We start from the raw sequence: 16,807 nt of genomic DNA, 5'->3' as shown, positions 1-16,807 counted from the left end.
CGTAACTGCCGCCCTCACCGGAAAGGGCGACAACGGGGTGAAGTAGGTTCAGCAGCCTTGAGATTGTCAGAGTGAATCGGGGTTGGTGCGCAAGTGCTGGTGGCGGACAGATACCGGCTGGACACACCCATCGGGCGGGGCGGGATGGGTGAGGTCTGGCGGGCCACGGACGAGGTGCTGGGCCGGCCAGTCGCCGTCAAACTGCTGCTCGGTAACGGAGCTGACGCGTCGGCAGCTGCCCGATTCCGCCTGGAGGCCCAGACCGCCGCCCGGCTGAGCCACCCCCACCTGGTGGCGGTGTTCGACTTCGGGGCCTGGGAGGACCGCTTCTACCTCGTCATGGAACTCGTCGAGGGGACGAGCCTGGCTCAGACCCTCGTCTCCGAAGGAGCGCTGCGCGCCGAGCGGGTCGCCAACATCGCCGCCCAGGCCGCCGCCGGCCTGGCCGCGGCCCACCGCCAGGGCGTCGTGCACCGGGACATCAAGCCCGGCAACCTGATGACGAGCCACGACGGCACGGTCAAGATCGCGGACTTCGGCATCGCCCAGTTCGTCGACGACCCCGCCACCGCCCTCACCACCGCCGGCCAGATCGTGGGCACCAGCCTCTACCTGGCCCCGGAGCGCGCGCTGGGCAGACCCGCCGGCCCCGCCTCCGACATGTACTCCCTCGGCTGCGTGCTCTACCAACTGCTCGCGGGCCGCCCGCCGTTCCAGGCCGACACCGCCACCGGCACGCTGTACCAGCATGTGGACGCAGCGCCCGTACCGCCGCGGAACCTCGGCGTCGACGTACCCGCCCCCTTCGAGGCGTACCTCCTCGGCCTGCTCGCCAAGCAGCCGGAGGACCGCCCCACGGCCGAACAGGCCGCCGACTGGTTCCGCCGGGACTCCTGGCGGGGACACTCCCAGCCGCTTCCCCCGGCGCCCCCGGCCAACGGTGCGCCGCCGCAGGCCCCGACGACGTACTCGCTGCCGTCCACGGGCACCACGCGCCCGGCGTCCCGGCGCCGCGCGGCGCCGCCGGTCCAGCGGCCGAGCACCCGCGTGTTCGTACGCCGCCGCCCTCGCGTGGCGAGCGCGATCGCCGGTGCGATCGCCTTCGTGGCTGCGGTACTCATCGGCATGGCCTGGCTGTCCCCCAACCCCGGCAACGCCGAAACACCGGAGCCCAGCCCCGGAACGACCGCCGAGTCACCCGAATGAGGTAACAGGCGCAATTTCAGCCATGTGTGGGGATGGTTGCGGAACCGGGCGGCCCCACACCGGCGTTGCTCTAGTGTCGTGCCGCGTGGGGGGCTGGTGAGGCATCGGGACCCGCACGCTCGCACGCCCCGTACCTCCACTACGGCCGGGAGCATTCCGTGATCGTCACCGTCACTCTTCCGCACGACGAGCAGGGAGGGACCAGCGTTCGCTGCTGGCCTGGTTCCGTCAGCACGACGAGCTGCGTACGGCCACCCGGATAACCCCCGTGCCGGCCGCGGCCCCGCCCGGCAGCATGGGGTACGCGTTCGACGCCCTCCAGCTCGCCCTGGACTCCTCCTTCAGCCTGGCCAACCTCGTAGTGGCCGTGGCGGCCTGGCGGCGGGCGTGCCGGCCGCAGGCGGCGGTGACCATTCAGAGTGAGGTCCAGTCCGTCACCTTCATGGCGAACGGCGACCTGCTCGTCACGACGGCCGACCGCACCGTTCTGGTGCCAGCGGCCGAGGGTGCCACCCAGGAAGCGGTGCAGCGGGCACTGGCCGCGCTGACGCCGCCCGAAGACGGCGCGGCAGATGCACAGGCACCGGCACCGGCACCGGCGCAGACACCGGCACAGGTGGAGCCGGGCGGCGGCGGAGGTACCGACCAGTGACAGCTGACAGGCTCCCCGACCCGCAGCGCTCCGCCGCGGTGCTCATCGGCGTAAGCGAGTACGCACACCTGGACCCCATTCCGGCGACGGAAAACGGCGCCCTCAAGCTGCGGCAGCTGCTGACGGACCCGACCGTGCTGGGCCTGTCGCCCGGCCGATGCAACGTCATCACCAACCCCCAGCACCCCTACGAACTCCTCAAGGCGGTCAGCAAGGCAGCCGCCGAAGCCGAGGACACCCTGCTGGTCTATTACGCGGGGCACGGTGTGGTGGACCCGGAGGAAGCGACGCTGCGGCTCAGCGTCGCCATGACGGAGGCTCAACGCCGTTTCACCAGCGTCGGCTGGAACGAAGTCCGCGACGAGATCAAGAACTCCAAGGCCCAGCGCAAGATCGTGATTCTGGACTGCTGCCACAGCGGCCTGATGATGGAGTCGCTGTCGGCCGGGGCCGACATCCTGCCGATGACGAAGATCACCGGCGCCTACCGCCTCGCCGCCTGCGCCGACGACGCGGTCGCCCTCGCCCGGAAGGGCAAGAAGTACACCGAGTTCACCGGTGCGCTGGTGGAGCTGCTGGACAAGGGCCTGCCGGACAGCGGCGAGCTGCTGAATCTCGACACAATCTTCGAGAAGCTCCACGAGCGCGTCAGCCCGAAGCCCCGCAAGGCCTCCAGCGGCGTGATCGGCGAAGTCCCGTTCGTACGCAACCGCGCCAGGTCTTCGACGGTCCCGGCGGATACCCGAACAGGACCACAGACCCACTGGTGGCGGTCACGACACAGGCGCGGCCGCATCGCCGTCACCTTCGCCGCCACCGCCGCCGCCGCCGCGGCCGCCGTAGCCGCAGGCGTCGTCATCGCCGCCCCCTGGGACAGGCCGGACGCGGACAAACAAGGATCCGGCGGTACGCCCGGCCAGTCACCCACCCCCTCCCTCACCAACGCGGCGGCGCCCCCACCGGCGCCTGCTCGCCGGACGCCGCCCTCCTCAGCTTCTCCGACCAACTCGACGACGAGGATTACGGCGGCAACCGCATGGTCGGCCTCTCGGGCCTGACCATGGCCGGCCCCAAAGAAGCCCTGCTGGTGGACGACAAGAACTCCAGGCTCTACCAGGTCGCGCTGGCGCCCCGGAAAAGCTGGACCTCAAGCCGACCGCCGTGATCCAGCTGAAGGCGGCCGACGGCTCCGGCTACGCCGACGAGGAGTTCGACGGCGAAGGACTGGTGATCCAGGGGGACAGCGTGCTGGTCGCCTCCGAAACCGCGCCCTCCATCGGCCGCTTCGACCGCAAGACCGGCCTGCTCCAGGAAGACCTGGAGGTACCGGACCGGTTCCGCCCCGGCCCCGGCAGCGCGGCCAAGGGGTCAGAGCTCCTGGAATCCCTGGCCATGACCCCCGACGGCAAACACCTCTACTCGGGCCTCCAGACCGCCCTGTCCTCCGACCGGAGCAACCAGGGCAACGACGTACTGCGGCTGCTGCACTACCGGTCCACCGCGAAGGGCGGCTGGAAGCTCGACAAGCAACTGGCCTATCCCATCGCCGACGGCGGCGAGCTCGCGGAGATCGTCGCCCTGGGCAATGGCGAGCTGCTCACCCTGGACCGGTCGTTCAACCCCCTGCACGGCAACACCGTGCAGGTGTACCGCACCACACTGTCCGGCCAGGACGTCACGGACGCCGCCGACCTCGGCACGGAGCCGACGGACGTCCTGGCGCAGAAGGAACTCCTCTTCAACCTCGCCGACTGCCCGCAGGCCGGCGCGAAAGACCGCTTCGAGCCGCAGAACAAACACCAGCCCCTCCTGACCAACGTGGAGGGGATGGACCTGGGACCCGAGCTGACGGAGGGCGAGTACCGGGGCCGCCGCCCGCTGTACCTCGTCTCGGACGACAACGACAGCAAGAAGCAGCTGACCCGCCTGTACTCCCTGGCCGTGGACGTCGACACCGACGGCCACTGAGCCCCCGGCGGCCTCAGCGGGCGACCGCCGAGGTCGGCTTGCTGAGCGCGGTGCCGCTGGTGTGACCGGTGCGGCGGGCGGTGACCTTCACGGTGATCTTCTTGCCGGCCTGGGCGGACTTGAGCACCAGCGAGGACGTGGTCGCGCCCGTGATCGCCGTGCCGTTCGCGTACCACTGGTAGCCGTACGACGTCGGCGCGGGCGTCCAGGTGCCGTGGGCGGCCTTGAGCGTACGTCCCACCTTTGCCGTGCCCGAGATCGCCGGTGCCGTGGTGACCTTGGGGGCACTGCCCTTGGCGACAATGACGGCGGCGGTGGTAGCCGTGCCGCTCGGGTGCCCCGTGCGGCGAGCGGTAACCGTGACCGTGAGCTTCTTGCCCAGGAGAGCCGCCGGAACGGTGTACGCCGACCCGGTGGCCCCCGAGATCGCCGTGCCGTCGGCCTTCCACTGGTAGCCGTACGACGTGGCCGCAGGCGTCCATGCCCCCGTCCCGGCGGTGACCTTGGCCCCGACCTTCACGGTGCCGGTGATCGTCGGAGCCGTGGTGTTCTTCACCGGCGCCGCGGTCACACTGAACGTGCCCCGCAGGTACTCCCCCGCGGTATGCGTGAGGACGCTGAGGTTCCAGTCGCCCACCGCGGCCCCGGTCAGGTCCAGGACGGCCGTCAGGGTCTTCCGGTCGGCCGACACCGAGGTGGTGGTGCCCACCAGCGTCTTGCCCGCCAGGCCGATCCGGACCTTGTCGTCCATGTGCAGCGCGGTCCCCGCCACCTTGACGGTGACCTTCGCGCCGCTCACGCCGGTGGCCGGCGTCACGATACCGACGCTGACCTTCTCGGTGCCGCACATGGCGAACGAACAGACGAGTTCCGTGCTGTACGAGGTCTGCGACGCCTTCTCCGGCAGACCGAGGACCAAGATGCTCGGGGTGACGTCCTTCGTGTAAGCCTCACTCAGATGGCAGTAGTAGCCGACGGAGACCTTCAGCGAGCAGTTGTTGTCGAGACTGCTGTCGTACAGCGCCGGTACGGCCGTCTCCGTCCCTCCCGCCGTGTCGCTGATCCTGAAGTCGAAGCTGTCGCTGTACGCGGTGGGAAGCGCCGCGCACACGGCGGTGCGCTGCTCGGTGAGCGTGCCGGTGATCGGCCCGTACCCGTAGCTGATGTTCGCCACCTTCGCGCACTCGGCGGCCGGACCGGCGGCCGTGGCGATGCGCAGCGCGTCGAAGCGGTACGAGGCGGGCGCCTTCAGGTTCGCGGGCACGGTGAGGAGCACCTGGTAACTGGTCGAACCCGTCACCCCGCATGCGCGGTTGCGGTTCGAGCAGACCGCCTTGCCCCCCGCGTCGTACGCCAGGATGTTCGTGGTCCCCAGCGGGTCACGGACGTTGAGGTGGAGGCTGTCCCTGGCGTCGGCGGTGGTCACCTGACGGCAGAGCAGCTCGCCCGTAGCCCCCATCGCGCCGCTCGTGGACGGTCCGCCCACCGGAGTCGCCGGGTTGGCCGTACAGCCCTTGGCCGTCGCGGTGACGTCACGGCGGGCCATCGTGTAGGTGGCGGGGGCGTCGCTTCCCGTGACCAGCACGGTGTGCGCGACGCCGGGGGTGAGGCCGCAGGTGGTCCAGTTCGACCAGTGGGAGCAGACCTGCTTGCCGTCGGCGTCCAGTACCGAGAACTGGGCGGTGAACGTGCCGGAGACCGCCTGGAGCTGGAAGTTCTCCATCGCGCTGTGGTCGGCGGCCGGGATGCCGAAGCACTGCGAGAAGACACCGTCGCCCGTGCTGAACCGGCCGGCGGGGCCGGCGCCCGTGAAGTCACCCGCCGGGAGGACCGGGCAGCCGCTCACCGCGTCCGTGCGGTGCAGAGCGATGCGGTACGAGCCGGTCCCACTGCCGGTGGAGGCCAGTGCGCGGAACGGAGCTCGTCCGGTGAGCGCGCACGTACCGGCGGAGAGTGAGCTCCTTTCGCACTGCCCGACCCCGTCGGCGTCGACAACGGAGACCTCGGGTCGCGGCGCGGGCGCGTTCAGCGCCTTCAGCGCGGCCATCCGGGCGCCTTCGGGGAACGGCAGCATGAGGCAGTCGACCTCGCCCGCGACCGCGAAGGTGCCCTCGTACGTCCCCTGTTCGGCGGGCTCGCAACCGGCCGTGCCGGCGCGGTCGAGAACAAGGATCGCGTGATCCGTGAACACCGTGTAATCACCGGCGGCGGGCAGGCCGCACGGCTGCTGCGACGTACGGCAGACAGTCTTCCCCTCCCGGTCGTACACAGCGAGCGCGGACCGCTCGCCGGACCGCACCTCGTACACGTCGTAGCGCCCGGCGGCCGGGACGCTGAAGGTCTTGCAGCCGGTGGCCGGTTCCGTGGTCGTCGGCGCGGAGTTGTAAGCGTTCAAGGCAACGCTCGCGCACCCGGCCGGGTCGGACAGGCGACGGACCTTCAGGCTGTACGCCGCCGGGAAGCCGCCCTCCACCTCGGTGACGCGGCTCAGAACCCGGTAGGGCCCGTCGCCGGGCAGCACACAGCCCTCACTGCCGTCCTCGTTGGAACGCGGGCAGATCCGGTCACCCGTCTCGTCACTGATCCACGACTCACGGCTCCCGTACTTCACGGTGGTGAACTCGGAAGTGATCCGCTCCCCGGCCGCAGCTGTGAAGGGATGGCACAGGATCGCCGTCGTGGAGACCGCCGAGCCGGAAACGACCGCGCCGTCCCACGACGTACCGGCCTCCGCCTCACATCCGGCGTCCGTGGCGAGCGGCACAACAGCGACGGTGACATCGTCCGAATCCCACCCCAGGTTCACCGCCTTCACCGTGAACGCCCCCGCGCGCGGCAACTCGCACCACCCCTCACCCTCACGGCACGCCACTTCGGCGTCCCCGTCGAAGACCTGGAGATGCGTCTCGTTGTGCTGGTCGTCCAGCAGCACACGGTGCAGGCCGGGCTTGTCGGCGGTGAAGGTGAAGCAGGCGCTTCCCTCAACAGGGACGGTCGCCCTGCCCACGGCGGAGCCCGGGTCCCCGAAGGGAGCAAGAGGAAGGACAGCGCAGTCGTCGGCCACCGCCACTGCGGCGGTTCCGGTCGTCGCCGCCCAGGCCGCGCCGGTCGGCAGCAGAAGCGAAACGAGGATCGACACTGCGAGCAGCAGCGAGGTGTACGACGCGGTTCTCGCGGCCGTACACGGGTGGTGAGGCATTCCGTTCCCCCCGGAGCGGTCTGATGGGAGGACCGGAGCACTCCGGGCCCTCGGTGACCGCGATGATCGCACAGATGTTTCACCGGAGGGGCACATATTTGTACGCCGCGACCGCGCGGCAGGCAAGGCGTGAAGTTAGCTCTGGGTAAAGCAGGGCAGAAGCCCCAGGGTCACCAGAGCAGGGCTTCCTACTTCATCGGGGGTGAACACCATGAACCGCACGCAGACAACCTGCAGCCGAAGGCGCGGGCTCGCCGAACGGACCACACGTCCGGACACGGCGGCCGAGGCGCGCGACACCGCTCGCGAGTTCCTCTGCGACCTGGCCCCGGCGCCCACCCCGGAGACCACTGAAAACGTGGTTCTGGTGGTCTCCGAGCTGGTCACGAACGCGCTGAGGCACGCAGGCGGCATCACAAAAATGCGGCTGGTGGCGGGCCGGAACACGGTGCAGATCACCGTGCAGGACCCCAGCCCGTCCCGCCCCCGCCCACGCCACCCGGACATCACCGGCTACGAGGGCGGTTACGGCCTGACCCTCGTCAGCTTCCTGTCCCGCTTCGTCACGGTCAGCCCGTCCCCCGAGGGCGGCAAGGCCATCTGCGCGGCCGTCAGCCGCTGACCGCCGCGACGAAGGCGGCGAAGGCGGTGCGGGTGACGGTGAAGGCGGGGCCTTCGGGATTCTTTGAGTCACGGATGGCGACGTGAGCGCTGAGGTCGGCGACCTCCACGCATTCGCCGCCGCTGCTGCCGCTGTAGCTGGACTTACGCCACTGCGCGCTCTTCAGGTCCTGGCTGGTGCCCATAGCGTTCCTCCATTACACGAGCGATCAGTGCCGCCGAGTCCTCGATCGAGAGGGAAGCGGCCTGCAAGCGAGCGTATCCGAGCGAACGCTCCCTGATCACTTGTGGGTTGGCGGTCATGTGACCCGAGTCGTAGCTCTCGGAGTAGAAGATGTCAGGGTCGTCCTCGAAGCGCATCAGCGTGAACGAGCCCATCATTCCCGCGTGTTGGCCGACCCCGAACGGCAGAACCTGGATCTGCACCCACGACTGCTCACAAAGCTCCAACAAGTGGCCCAGTTGCTTCCGCATGACCTCGGCCCCGCCGATCTCCCGGTACAGCACCGCCTCGTCCAGCACCACCAAGGCCAACGGCGGGTGCTCGCGCTTGAGGATGCGCTGCCGGTCCATACGTGCCGCCACCATCTCGTCCGTCCGGTCGGGATGGTCGACTTCAAGCACCGCTCGCGCGTACGCCTCCGTCTGCAACAGCCCGTAGACGATCTGCGCCTGGTACGTCGAGATGTACGCCGCCCGCGCCTCCATCTCCGCGTACGGCTGGAACCAGTGCGGCAGCTGACTCCGCAGCACCAGACCCACCAGCCGACTCAGCGTCCCCTCCGTCCCCAGCGCCGCGTCCGCGCGTTCCGAGAATGAACGGGTCGGGACCTTGTGGGCCGTCTCGATCTGGCCGACCAGTGACGCCGTACAGAAGATGATCGAGCCGAGCTGCTTCTGGTTAAGGCCCGCCGCCTCCCGCAGGCGCCTCAACTCGGCGCCGTAATAGTCGAGAGGGGACGCGTGGGGGTCAAGGTTACGGATGTTGGCCATACGGGGTCTCCCTGGCTCGTCGATTCCACCCGTAGCCGAGCGTAGCCAATAACTCACTCTCCGACATGGCTAATTACGGACGATCATCCTGATCGCCAGGGCGGCTCGCCGGCGGCGCTTGCCAAGGTCAGCAGGTGAAGCGGCACAGCACACGGGACGGGATTTCATCCATATCTCTCCCTCGAAGGTGAATAGTGCTTTCAAGTGCCAATAGATCGAGAAGAAAGAGGCGGCCGTGCGCAGACACCTACCGTGGATCCTGATGACCGTGTTGGCCGCCCATCCCTTCCCGCCGCCCCCTTCACCCCCGCAGTACACGCCGCCCAACATGCTTACGCACCACTTCCAGGCCCCGCCGCCCCTCCCGGAGACCTGGCAGGCGATGTGGCAGGAGCACCAGCCGTCATGGCAGAGACCACCCGGCAGACCCCACCACGAGAGGCCCACGCCAACCGCCGTACGCAAGGCCCGCGCGGCCCTCGTTCAGCTCCTCAACCGCGAGCGGGCACGTAACGGCTGCCGCCCCGTACGGGCCCAACGCGCCGCGACCAGGACCGCCCAACGGCACAGCGACTACATGGCACGCGCCGGGTCCCTCTCCCACACCGGCGCGCACTCGTCCAGCCCGGGCGACCGGCTCACGGACGAGGGATACCGGTGGCAGCGGGTGGCCGAGAACATCGCCCGCTCAAAGCCCGACGCGGCAACGGCCCTCCGCCTGTGGAAGGACAGCCCCAAGCACCGCGACGCGATGCTCACCTGCGCCTTCCGGCACGTGGGCGTCGGCGTGAGCAAAGGCAACAACGGCCAGGGGTGGTGGACGCTACTGCTGGCCAGCCCCCGATAGAACCACCGGCCGCGCGGTGCGGACGACGCAAGCTCACCCTGCGTGAGGTTGCTTCCCGAGTGTGGCGGAGCGTAGCCAGAAGTCACACTCTGGTGACGTGAATCACGTAACTGACGAACAGAGCGCCGAAGTTGGAGCGTCGCGGCGCTACGGGGTGAGCTTCACCGTGAGCGAGCATTCGGCCCGGCACCTGCGCCGCATCCTGCGGACGTACCTCGCGAGCTGGCACCTGATGCCCGTAGCGGACGCGGCGGAGCTGGCACTCACCGAGCTGATCGCGAATGTCGTACGCCATGTTCCGGGGCGCCGGTGTTCGGTGCTGATCCTGCGGACGGACAAGGGGGTACGGGTCGAGGTGGCGGACGCGTGTCCGCAGCTGCCGAAGGCGGGCAGCGCGGGACCGCTGGACGACGGCGGACGGGGGCTGGCACTCGTGGAGGCCGTCAGCGACCGGTGGGGGGTGTCACCGGGGCCGGGCAGAGACGGCAAGACGGTGTGGTTCGAGTGCCGGTGATCACCACCTGATGCGGGCAGCGATGGGCAGGTGGTCGCTCCCCGTCGCGGGCAGGGACCACACCTTGGTGACGGTTGCGTTCCGGGTCATGACCTGGTCGATCCGGGCCACGGGGAAAGAGGCGGGCCAGCTGAAGGCGAAGCCGGGGCCCACCGTGTTCATCTGCGCGCCGACGGGGACCAGCCCACGGTCGTCCACCGTGCTGTTGAGGTCGCCGAGCAGGATCACCCGCTCCAGCGGCTCGGCCGCGATGGCCGCCCCCAGCAGGGCGGCGCTTTCGTCGCGCCACCCCGCGCTGAACCCAGCCCCCAACCCCAACCGCACGGAGGGCAAGTGGGCGACGTACACCGCGACCGCCGCCTTCTCTCCCGGCACCCGGACCTCCGCGCGCAGACCACGGTTCCACGCGCCCACGATCCCGTCCGGCCTTATGTCCACCGGCCGCGCCTCGGTCAACGGGTGCTTCGACCAGAGCCCGACGGTCCCCACCACCCGGTGGTGGGGAAACTCCGGTGCGAGCGTCGCGGCGTAGACGGCCGACGCACCGGCCGTCACCTCTTCGAGGGCGATGAGGCCAGGACGAGCCTTCATCAGGGCCCGCGCCGTACCCGCCGGATCAGCGTTCTCGTCGCTCACATTGTGCTGAACCACGGTGAGGTCGTACGCCGGCTCACCCTGCGGCAACAGTCCGCCGAACCCACTCACCCAAGCGGCGACGGGCAACAGCAGGGCCAACAGCGCGACGGCCGAGCGGCGCACGATCGCCAGAACCAACAAGACGGGGACCGCCAGGCCGAGCCACGGCAGGAACGTCTCCAGCAGACTGCCCGGCCGGCCGGCCATGTCCGGCACGGCCGAATGGAAGACGAGCAGCCCGGCGACCGCCACAGCCAGCGAGGCGAGGACACGCCCCCGCCTCCACCGGCCTTCGCCATTCGTATCGCTCATCGCCCGACCGTAACGGGGGCACCACTGCCATCGGGTTCAGCACCCCCTGGAGGAGCCCGGACCGACGCCGACCCCAATCTGGAGGGTCTCAGCGGAGGAGGCCGGAGCGGCACAACACCCCCCACCACTCTCCCCAGCCCCAGTCCCAGCCGCTACCTCGGCCTCGGCCTCCTCGAACAGCCCAGCACCCCCACACACGCCCGTCTCCGGAAGGGTCAGCTCGACACGCTCAGCCGCTTCCTGGTCCCCGGCCAGCGAGGCCGCGATGGAACGGACCTGCTCGTAACCAGTCATGGCGAGGAACGTCGGAGCTCGCCCATAGCTCTTCATGCCGACCAGGTAGACGTCCTTCTCAGGGTGCGAGAGCTCGACGACGCCGTGCGGATAGACGGTGCCGCAGGAGTGGAGGTTCGGGTCGATCAGGGGCGCGAGCGCGGTCGGCGCCTGGAGTCGCTCGTCGAGCCCCAGCCGCAGCTCCGAGACGAACGAAAGATCGGGACGAAGGCCGGTAAGAACGATGACCTCGTCGACCGGTTCCAGCTCCCGCCCGTCCTCAGCCACCAGCACGAGCCGCCCGTCCCCACCCCTCCCGACCGCACTCGTACGGAATCCGGTGACCGCGTCCGCGTACCCGTCGTCGACGGCGGCCTTCGCCCGGAGCCCGAGGGCCCCGCGCGCCGGGAGCTGGTCGGCCTCGCCGCCACCGAACGTGTCGCCGCCGATGCCGCGCCGCAGGATCCAGACGGCGTGCGTGCCGGGGGCCTCCTTCGCCAGGTCCGCGAGCGAGGAGAGGGCGGTGAAGGCGGATGCGCCCGACCCGATGACGGCGGTACGCCGTCCCGCGTAACGCCCCCGGACTTCGGGGTCCCTGAGGTCCGGGACCCGATAGGAGATACGGTCGGCGGCCGCGAGCTCGCCGAGCGCGGGCAGGCCGTCACCGCCGATCGGGCTCGGGGTGGACCAGGTTCCGGAGGCGTCGATCACGGCGCGGGCGACGATCCGCTCCTCCGTACCGTCGGCGTACCGGACATGCACCGAGAAGGGCTGGTCCTCACGCCCGGAGTCGACGACACGGTCCCGGCCCACCCGCGAGACGCCGGTCACGCGGGCCCCGTAACGCACCCTCTCCCCGAGAACATCCGCGAGCGGCTGCAGATACCGCTCGGCCCAGTCGCCGCCGGTGGGGTACGTCGAACCGTCCGGCGCGGTCCACCCGGTCGGCGCCAGAAGCTTCTCGGCGACCGGATCGACGACCTCGGCCCACCGGGAGAACAGCCGTACGTGCGCCCACTCCCTGACCGCCGTGCCGGCCCGGGGGCCGGCCTCCAGGACGAGCGGTTCCTGGCCGCGCCCGACGAGGTGGGCGGCGGCGGCCAGCCCGACCGGACCGGCGCCGATCACGACGGTGGGCACCTGCGAACGCGTCTCAGTCATGAGGACTCCCTGCATAGACATCCATCGATATGCCGACAGCGCCAAGCATCACACCCACTTCGACGCCCGTCAACATAGACACACATCAAACCAGCACTCTGATTCGACATGTGTCAACATAGACGCATGCCGAACGCCAACGTGTTGCCACTGCTGGAGCAGACGACCGTCGAGCCGTGCTGCGCGCCGCTGAACGAGCGCCCGCTGTCGGCGGAGGACGCGGTCCGTACGGCTGCCATGTTCAAGGCGCTGGGCGACCCGGTGCGGCTGCGGCTGTTCTCGGCCGTGGCGTCGCACGAGGGCGGCGAGGCGTGCGTCTGCGACATCTCCGACGTCGGCGTCTCGCAGCCGACGGTCAGCCACCACCTGAAGAAGCTGAAGGAAGCCGGCCTGCTGACGTCGGAGCGCCGGGGCACGTGGGTGTACTACCGCGTGGCGCCCGCCGTACTGGCCGCGATGGCCAAGATGCTGGGCCAGTACCCCGCCTGAGCCGACCCCCGGCACCCTCCGGGCGCGTCTTCAAACGCCGGACGGGCTTGGATTACGCCGCTCCGCCCGGCCCCGCGACGGACATCCCGGTGCCGGGAGGGGACGTGCCGGGGCGCTCCCCGCAGGGCGCCGAACGCAACCAGCCCAACGAAACTACGCGCTACCCGAACGTTCGGCGTCCGAGGAGACGCCACGGCGCGGCACCGACCCCAGAGCCCCCGCCGCCCGCGCCGGTGTCCCGCACCGCACCCCGCCAAGCGGACTCCCGCAGCAGACGCAAGCCGTTGAGTCCGACGAGCACCGTCGACCCCTCGTGCCCCGCCACCCCCAACGGCAGCGGCAGGTGCCCAGCCAGATCCCAGATCACCAACGCCCCGATACAAACCCCAGCGATCACAAGGTTCTGCACAACAAGCCGCCGCGCACGCCGCGAAAGCGCGACAACCACCGGCACCGTCGCCAACTCGTCCCGCACCACCACCGCGTCAGCCGTCTCCAGCGCCAGATCCGACCCGGCCCTCCCCATGGCGATGCCACTGTGCGCCGCCGCCAGCGCGGGCGCGTCGTTGACCCCGTCCCCGACCACCAGGACCTTCTCCCCCGCCGCCTCCCACTCCCGCACGGCGGCGACCTTGTCCTGCGGCAACAGCCCGGCCCGTACGTCCGTGATGCCAACCGCACCGGCAAGCTCCACGGCGGCGCGCTCGTTGTCGCCGGTCAGCAGCACCGGCGCCGACCCGGTGAGCCTCCCGAGCGCGGCAACCGCCTCGCCCGCCCCCACCCGCACCCGGTCCTCAATCCCGAGCACCCCCACCGGCACCCCATCAACCGACACCACCACAGCGGTACGCCCAGCCCCCTCCACCTCAGCCACCTCAGCCGCAACACCCACCAGAGCCAACGGACTGCCAACCCGCACGTCCCGCCCACCCACAACGGCCCGAACCCCCCGCCCCGGCTCCGACGAAAAGTCCTCAGCCAATTCAATCCCCAACCCACGTTCCCTCGCCGCAGCCACGACGGCCCGCGCCAGCGGATGCTCGCTCGGATGCTCGGCGGCCGCCGCCAGCGCCAGAACCTCCGCCTCCCCCAGCCCAACACCCCCACCAGACGCCACCCGAACCTCTGCAACCCGAGGCGCCCCTTCCGTCAACGTGCCGGTCTTGTCCAGCGCCACCCGGGTAACTCCACCCAGCCGCTCCATGACCACCGCGGACTTGACCAGCACCCCGTGCCGCCCGGCATTGGCGATCGCGGACAGCAGCGGCGGCATGGTCGCCAGCACCACCGCACAGGGCGAGGCAACGATCATGAACGTCATGGCCCGCAGCAGCGTCGAGGTGAAGTCCGCCCCCCACGCGAGCGGCACCGCGAACAGCGCCAGCGTGGCGACCACGACGCCCACCGAGTAACGCTGCTCGACCTTCTCGATGAACAACTGCGTCGGCGCCTTGGTCTCGCTCGCCTCCTCGACCATCCCCACGATGCGCGCGATGACCGACTCGGACGCGTCCTTGTCCACCCGGACCCGCAGCGCCCCCGTGCCGTTGAGGGTGCCCGCGAACACCTCGTCCCCCGGCTCCTTGTTCACCGGCAGCGGCTCCCCGGTGATGGTCGCCTGGTCGACCTCGCCGGCGCCGTCCACCACCGTGCCGTCGGCAGGCAACCGCTCACCCGGCCGTACGAGCACCAGATCCCCGACCCGCAGCTCAGCAAGCCCCACCACCTCCTCATCCTCCCCAGCAGCAGCACCAGCACCCCCCAGCCGCACAGCAGTAGCCGGAGCAAGATCCAGCAGCCCCCGCACCGAGTCGGCCGTACGCCGGGTGGCCAGTGCCTCCAGAGCCCCGGACACGGCGAAAATGACGATGAGGAGCCCCCCGTCGAGGAACTGCCCGATCGCCGCCGCCCCGATCGCGGCGACCACCATCAGCAGGTCGACATCGAGGCTCCACCCCCGGAGTGCCACCAGCCCGGCCCACCCCGGCTCCCAGCCGCCCGCGACGTAACAGAGCGCGTAGAGCGGCCCCCACACCCACGCCGACACCCCGGCCAGATCGAGTGGGAAGGCCAGCAGAAAGGCGACGGCGGACAAGGCGGCCCACCGAACCTCCGGCAGAGCGAGCAGTTTCGTACGCCGCGACGGCACAGGCGACGCGCCAAGCAGCCGCGCGGCGGCGGGCCGGTCGTCGAGCAGGGGGAAAGCCACAGCAGGACACCTCTCGGTCGTCGGACAGCACAGAGTGATGACGAACCCTCACACCATAACGGAACACATGAAGATCTCTTCACTAATAGCACCTGACGCCCCCGATACGATGGCCGCATGGGACACGGAGTCGACGAACGCACCACACCGACAGGTCATCTCGACGCGGACGCCGCCGCCACCATCGCCGCCACGCTCCAGGCCCTGGCCACGCCGTCCCGGCTGATGATCCTGACCCGGCTCCGCCAGAGCCCGTGCGCCGTCACGGAGCTGGCCGAAGCGGTCCGGATGGAACAGTCGGCGGTCTCCCACCAGCTACGACTGCTCCGCGCCCTGAGCCTGGTCACCGGCGCCCGGCAGGGCCGCCGGATCGTCTACAGCCTGTACGACAATCACGTCGCCCAGCTCCTCGACGAAGCCGTTTACCACATCGAGCATTTGCGCCTCGGCGCCCGCGACAATCCGGCGAAGGCGCAGCCGGACCTCGCTGAAGGCCCCTCCTCGTAAGGGGTATTGCGGAAAGAGGCTTAGCCCGACCGGGTGACTTATGGCCGGGCGTACCCGCTCCGGGCAATTAGGGTCCCGCTGTATGACCTCACAGACCGCTGAACCCGCTGTCGAGCAAAGTCACTTGGGCACGATCTCCGTAATCGCCTGGTCCGGCGAGAATATCGACGACGGCCGCGACATGGCCTTCCTGCTCGCCTATTCCCTCGGCGACGGAACGGCCGGCCCCGAGGCCGGCGAGCGGGCCGTCCGGCAGCTCCTCGAACAGACCGGTCTGCCGGTCGGCGAGGGAATTTTCGACGCCTCCAAGTCCAAGGAACCGGTCACCCTCCTCCTTGAGAGTGGCAGCGTGTCACTGACGATGCCGAGCCTGAGGGTCCAGTGCCTCGTACCCGAGGAGTGGACCGCCGCGGCCCTCAAGCGCAAGCACGCGCACTTCATCTTCACGACCCGCCCGTGGCCCGAGGGTACCCCCGGCGTCCCCGTCGAGGCGGAGGACCTGAAGGCCTTCGTCGGCAACGCGGAGGTACTCGCGGCCTCCGCGCACTGCGTGATCCCGGTGACCACTCTGCGCAAGTAGCCCCGGACCATCGACAGCCTTCAGGCCCTGCAGATGAATTGCATCTGCAGGGCCTGAAGGCTGTGGCCAGGGGCGGAAGGAGTGGCTGGGGTCTCCACCGCGTCCGGCCGGGTCTCGGCCCGGTTCACCGTGCAGGAGGGAACAGGGTGAACCGGGCCGGCACCGACGGGTGTCAGCTGTTGTCCGCGCCGTTGGCCGCGAGGAGGTTGTCCAGGACGTGCGAGAGCGTCTCGTCACCCTTGTTCTGGGTGGAGTTCTCGACGCACTGCTGGTTCTGCGGGTTGGACAGGATGTCCTGGACGCCGACGTTGGCGAGGCCGACCAGCGACTGGATGTTCCTGACCGGGATGGCGACGCACGGCTTGTTGAACGAACCCTGGATGAGAGACATCTGGGGGCTCATGTCACCGTGTGTGGTGGAGTTGCCGTAGATCTGCTTCGACCCGTTGCCACTCGCGGTGCGGACGTCCTGGTCGTCAGCGGCCGCCATTGCCTGCGGGGCGGCCGCGGCACCGAGGCCCATGACGGAGACGGCGACGGCAGCGGTAGCCATGACCTTCTTGATCACTGTTTTCCTCTTTCCATGTCGCACCCCGAGGTGAGGCGCACTGCCCAACTCCCCAGCAGTAGGTTAGTTCTC

The 16,807-nt window shown here is 69.8% G+C and carries 17 protein-coding genes; 10 read left to right on the top strand and 7 right to left on the bottom strand.

Going from position 1 to position 16,807, the window contains the following annotated elements; genetic code table 11:
- Nucleotides 1–93 precede the first annotated feature (93 nt).
- The 4 genes from J7E96_RS30090 (at nt 94) to J7E96_RS30075 (ending at nt 3,826) form a co-directional block, all read left to right on the top strand.
- Complete coding sequence (locus J7E96_RS30090; protein ID WP_215135868.1) at nt 94–1,206, top strand: serine/threonine-protein kinase; 1,113 nt, start codon at nt 94–96, stop codon at nt 1,204–1,206.
- 103 nt (nt 1,207–1,309) lie between these two features.
- Nucleotides 1,310–1,858, top strand: coding sequence for a hypothetical protein (locus J7E96_RS30085; RefSeq protein ID WP_308296208.1), 549 nt, complete (start codon nt 1,310–1,312; stop codon nt 1,856–1,858).
- On the top strand, nt 1,855–2,916 hold the full coding sequence (locus tag J7E96_RS30080) for a caspase domain-containing protein (RefSeq protein WP_215135864.1): 1,062 nt from the start codon (nt 1,855–1,857) through the stop codon (nt 2,914–2,916). The genes J7E96_RS30085 and J7E96_RS30080 overlap by 4 nt, the downstream gene beginning before the upstream one ends.
- Nucleotides 2,825–3,826, top strand: coding sequence for an esterase-like activity of phytase family protein (locus tag J7E96_RS30075; protein WP_308296207.1), 1,002 nt, complete (start codon nt 2,825–2,827; stop codon nt 3,824–3,826). Before J7E96_RS30080 ends, J7E96_RS30075 begins: the two co-directional genes overlap by 92 nt.
- Nucleotides 3,827–3,839: 13 nt before the next feature.
- Here J7E96_RS30075 and J7E96_RS30070 read toward each other — a convergent pair whose 3' ends face one another.
- A complete protein-coding gene (locus J7E96_RS30070; RefSeq protein ID WP_215135860.1) occupies nt 3,840–7,025 on the bottom strand; it encodes a hypothetical protein in 3,186 nt (1,061 codons plus the stop codon).
- A 211-nt stretch (nt 7,026–7,236) separates the two neighbouring features.
- On the opposite strand from J7E96_RS30070, the gene J7E96_RS30065 reads away from it, so the two are divergent.
- On the top strand, nt 7,237–7,647 hold the full coding sequence (locus J7E96_RS30065) for an ATP-binding protein (protein WP_215135858.1): 411 nt from the start codon (nt 7,237–7,239) through the stop codon (nt 7,645–7,647).
- Here J7E96_RS30065 and J7E96_RS30060 read toward each other — a convergent pair.
- Both J7E96_RS30060 and J7E96_RS30055 read right to left on the bottom strand, forming a co-directional pair.
- The gene (locus J7E96_RS30060; protein ID WP_215135855.1) at nt 7,637–7,831 is read right to left on the bottom strand and encodes a DUF397 domain-containing protein; all 195 of its coding nucleotides are present in this window, start codon (nt 7,829–7,831) and stop codon (nt 7,637–7,639) included. The genes J7E96_RS30065 and J7E96_RS30060 overlap by 11 nt on opposite strands.
- Nucleotides 7,791–8,639 (bottom strand): helix-turn-helix transcriptional regulator, encoded by an 849-nt coding sequence (locus J7E96_RS30055; protein WP_215135853.1) that lies wholly within the window; start codon nt 8,637–8,639, stop codon nt 7,791–7,793. The genes J7E96_RS30060 and J7E96_RS30055 overlap by 41 nt, the downstream gene beginning before the upstream one ends.
- A 262-nt stretch (nt 8,640–8,901) precedes the next feature.
- On the opposite strand from J7E96_RS30055, the gene J7E96_RS30050 reads away from it, so the two are divergent.
- Entirely contained in the window at nt 8,902–9,486 is a 585-nt protein-coding gene (locus J7E96_RS30050; protein WP_215135851.1) for a CAP domain-containing protein, read from the top strand.
- Nucleotides 9,487–9,652: 166 nt separating this feature from the next.
- Complete coding sequence (locus J7E96_RS30045) at nt 9,653–10,000, top strand: ATP-binding protein (protein WP_308296195.1); 348 nt, start codon at nt 9,653–9,655, stop codon at nt 9,998–10,000.
- Here the strand turns inward: J7E96_RS30045 and J7E96_RS30040 are convergent, their stop codons facing one another.
- Both J7E96_RS30040 and J7E96_RS30035 read right to left on the bottom strand, forming a co-directional pair.
- Entirely contained in the window at nt 10,001–10,948 is a 948-nt protein-coding gene (locus J7E96_RS30040; protein ID WP_215135849.1) for an endonuclease/exonuclease/phosphatase family protein, read from the bottom strand.
- Nucleotides 10,949–10,984: 36 nt separating this feature from the next.
- Complete coding sequence (locus J7E96_RS30035; protein WP_215135847.1) at nt 10,985–12,382, bottom strand: FAD-dependent oxidoreductase; 1,398 nt, start codon at nt 12,380–12,382, stop codon at nt 10,985–10,987.
- A 126-nt stretch (nt 12,383–12,508) separates the two neighbouring features.
- Between J7E96_RS30035 and J7E96_RS30030 the strand changes: the two genes are divergently transcribed.
- Nucleotides 12,509–12,871 (top strand): helix-turn-helix transcriptional regulator, encoded by a 363-nt coding sequence (locus J7E96_RS30030; protein ID WP_215135845.1) that lies wholly within the window; start codon nt 12,509–12,511, stop codon nt 12,869–12,871.
- Nucleotides 12,872–13,031: 160 nt separating this feature from the next.
- On the opposite strand, the gene J7E96_RS30025 is transcribed toward J7E96_RS30030, so the two are convergent.
- Complete coding sequence (locus J7E96_RS30025; protein WP_215135978.1) at nt 13,032–15,068, bottom strand: heavy metal translocating P-type ATPase; 2,037 nt, start codon at nt 15,066–15,068, stop codon at nt 13,032–13,034.
- Nucleotides 15,069–15,197: 129 nt separating this feature from the next.
- Between J7E96_RS30025 and J7E96_RS30020 the strand changes: the two genes are divergently transcribed.
- The gene (locus tag J7E96_RS30020; RefSeq protein WP_215135843.1) at nt 15,198–15,587 is read left to right on the top strand and encodes a metalloregulator ArsR/SmtB family transcription factor; all 390 of its coding nucleotides are present in this window, start codon (nt 15,198–15,200) and stop codon (nt 15,585–15,587) included.
- An 82-nt stretch (nt 15,588–15,669) separates the two neighbouring features.
- Nucleotides 15,670–16,167: a DUF5949 family protein gene (locus tag J7E96_RS30015; RefSeq protein WP_215135841.1), complete on the top strand. Its 498-nt coding sequence runs from the start codon at nt 15,670–15,672 to the stop codon at nt 16,165–16,167.
- 172 nt (nt 16,168–16,339) lie between these two features.
- Here the strand turns inward: J7E96_RS30015 and J7E96_RS30010 are convergent, their stop codons facing one another.
- Nucleotides 16,340–16,735: a rodlin gene (locus tag J7E96_RS30010; RefSeq protein ID WP_215135839.1), complete on the bottom strand. Its 396-nt coding sequence runs from the start codon at nt 16,733–16,735 to the stop codon at nt 16,340–16,342.
- Nucleotides 16,736–16,807 lie beyond the last annotated feature (72 nt).

Origin of the sequence: Streptomyces sp. ISL-96 (assembly GCF_018614035.1) — a bacterium.
GTDB lineage: Bacteria > Actinomycetota > Actinomycetes > Streptomycetales > Streptomycetaceae > Streptomyces.
Note: the sequence above shows the minus strand (reverse complement) of the source record. Positions and strands in the feature narration are given on the sequence as shown.

What these genes read in the sequence shown, in the direction of transcription:
- J7E96_RS30035 (WP_215135847.1), bottom strand. Translation starts at nt 12,382, where the DNA reads ATGACTGAGACGCGTTCGCAGGTGCCCACCGTCGTGATCGGCGCCGGT.
- J7E96_RS30020 (WP_215135843.1), top strand. Translation starts at nt 15,198, where the DNA reads ATGGGACACGGAGTCGACGAACGCACCACACCGACAGGTCATCTCGAC.
- J7E96_RS30055 (WP_215135853.1), bottom strand. Translation starts at nt 8,639, where the DNA reads ATGGCCAACATCCGTAACCTTGACCCCCACGCGTCCCCTCTCGACTAT.
- J7E96_RS30040 (WP_215135849.1), bottom strand. Translation starts at nt 10,948, where the DNA reads ATGAGCGATACGAATGGCGAAGGCCGGTGGAGGCGGGGGCGTGTCCTC.
- J7E96_RS30015 (WP_215135841.1), top strand. Translation starts at nt 15,670, where the DNA reads ATGACCTCACAGACCGCTGAACCCGCTGTCGAGCAAAGTCACTTGGGC.
- J7E96_RS30065 (WP_215135858.1), top strand. Translation starts at nt 7,237, where the DNA reads ATGAACCGCACGCAGACAACCTGCAGCCGAAGGCGCGGGCTCGCCGAA.
- J7E96_RS30050 (WP_215135851.1), top strand. Translation starts at nt 8,902, where the DNA reads ATGACCGTGTTGGCCGCCCATCCCTTCCCGCCGCCCCCTTCACCCCCG.
- J7E96_RS30070 (WP_215135860.1), bottom strand. Translation starts at nt 7,025, where the DNA reads ATGCCTCACCACCCGTGTACGGCCGCGAGAACCGCGTCGTACACCTCG.
- J7E96_RS30030 (WP_215135845.1), top strand. Translation starts at nt 12,509, where the DNA reads ATGCCGAACGCCAACGTGTTGCCACTGCTGGAGCAGACGACCGTCGAG.
- J7E96_RS30060 (WP_215135855.1), bottom strand. Translation starts at nt 7,831, where the DNA reads ATGGGCACCAGCCAGGACCTGAAGAGCGCGCAGTGGCGTAAGTCCAGC.